The 1794-nt window shown below is 60.6% G+C and carries 2 protein-coding genes and 1 pseudogene; 2 read left to right on the top strand and 1 reads right to left on the bottom strand.

Going from position 1 to position 1794, the window contains the following annotated elements:
- Both PFH44_RS27200 and PFH44_RS27195 read left to right on the top strand, forming a co-directional pair.
- The coding region (locus PFH44_RS27200; RefSeq protein WP_283826777.1) for an MFS transporter at positions 1–732 on the top strand (732 nt) is incomplete at its 5' end.
- On the top strand, positions 732–1544 hold the full coding sequence (locus tag PFH44_RS27195; RefSeq protein ID WP_041144742.1) for a Cof-type HAD-IIB family hydrolase: 813 nt from the start codon (positions 732–734) through the stop codon (positions 1542–1544). The genes PFH44_RS27200 and PFH44_RS27195, both read left to right, overlap by 1 nt.
- Before the next feature lie 48 nt (positions 1545–1592).
- Here the strand turns inward: PFH44_RS27195 and PFH44_RS27190 are convergent.
- Positions 1593–1794: pseudogene (locus PFH44_RS27190) on the bottom strand (multidrug transporter MdfA); the annotation flags it as partial.

Genomic DNA, 1794 nt, shown 5'->3' with positions numbered 1-1794 from the left:
GGCATGGGGGTCCCCGGCTTTGGCCCGCCCGCCCGGCCGCACATTCTGCTGGCGGCGCTGGTCGCCATCGCGCCCATTGCGATCGCCATTCGCGCGATCCCCGATGGCACCGGGAAAAATGCCGCCGAGGCCGCTCAGCAGGGGGAAAAAGGCCTGCCGGTCTGGCGCGACGTTCAGCTGCTGCTGATTGGCGTCGTGGTGCTGGCAATGGCGTTTGCCGAAGGCTCCGCCAACGACTGGCTGCCGCTGCTGATGGTGGACGGCCACGACTTTAGCCCAACCTCCGGCTCCTTAATTTACGCCGGATTCACCCTCGGCATGACCGTTGGCCGCTTTACCGGCGGCTGGTTCATTGACCGCTACAGCCGGGTAACGGTGGTGCGCGCCAGTGCGGTAATGGGCGCGCTGGGCATTGGCCTGATTATTTTTGTGGATAACCCATGGGTCGCCGGGATCTCCGTGCTGCTCTGGGGGCTTGGCGCTTCACTCGGTTTCCCGCTGACCATTTCGGCGGCCAGCGACACCGGGCCGGATGCGCCGAAGCGCGTCAGCGTGGTGGCCATCACCGGCTACCTCGCCTTTCTCGTCGGGCCGCCGCTGCTGGGCTTCCTCGGTGAACATTTCGGCCTGCGCAGCGCCATGATGGTGGTGCTGGGGCTGGTCATGGTGGCGGCGCTGGTCGCTCGTGCGGTGGCTAAGCCGCAGCCTGAACCTGTCATGGAGAACAGCTAATGAGCATCAAACTGATTGCGGTAGATATGGACGGTACCTTTTTAAGCGATGCCAAAACCTATAATCGCCAGCGCTTCCTCAGCCAGTATCGGCGGATGCGCGAGCAGGATATCCGCTTCGTGGTCGCCAGCGGCAACCAGTACTACCAGCTGATTTCGTTTTTCCCCGAAGTGGCGGATGAGATTGCCTTCGTCGCCGAAAACGGCGGCTGGGTGGTCAACGCCGGAGATGACGTATTTAACTGCCAGATGCCGAAAGATCACTTTCACGCGGTCATCGACTTTCTGCAGACGCTGCCGGAAATTGAAATTATCGCCTGCGGCAAGCGCAGCGCCTACACGCTCAACCGATACAACGATGAGCTAAAAGCGGTCGCGGCAAAGTATTATCATCGCCTTGAGCTGGTGGATGACTTCAATAACCTCGACGATGCGATCCTTAAGTTTGGCCTTAACGTGCCCGATAATCTGATCCCCGAGATGCAGCCAAAGCTGCATGCGGCGCTCGGCGAGATGGTCAACGCCGTCGCCACCGGCTACGGCAGTATTGACCTGATTATGCCCGGCGTGCACAAGGCCAACGGCCTGCGCATCCTGCAGGAACGCTGGGGGATTGAAAATCATCAGGTCGTCGCCTTTGGCGACAGCGGGAACGATATTGAAATGCTGCAACACGCCGGATTCGGCTACGCCATGGCCAACGCCGCCGCGCCGGTAAAAGCCGTCGCCGGTTACGATGCGCCGCATAACAATGAGGAAGGGGTGCTGCATATTATCGATAAGGTGCTGAATCGCGAAGCGCCGTTCGCCTGATGCGCTCCCGGGTGGGGCGTCGCGCCGCACCCGGGTTATTCGCATGCGCTACTGCGGATCGTGGCCGCTGCCGACGCTTTTATCGTGCAGGAAATAGATAATCATCGCCAGCCACAGCACGCCGCTTAGCAGGTTGAACAGGCTGAATATTCCGCTGCCCCCCAGCTCATAGGCATGTTTGCTGACTTCAATCCCGACGGTGAAGATCAGCATTTGCAGCATCCCCATCGCCGCCGACACCGTCCCTTTG

Origin of the sequence: Klebsiella sp. Ech2A, assembly GCF_030078455.1 — a bacterium.
GTDB classification, from domain to species: domain Bacteria; phylum Pseudomonadota; class Gammaproteobacteria; order Enterobacterales; family Enterobacteriaceae; genus Klebsiella; species Klebsiella terrigena.
This window is presented reverse-complemented; position numbering and strand designations above follow the sequence as displayed.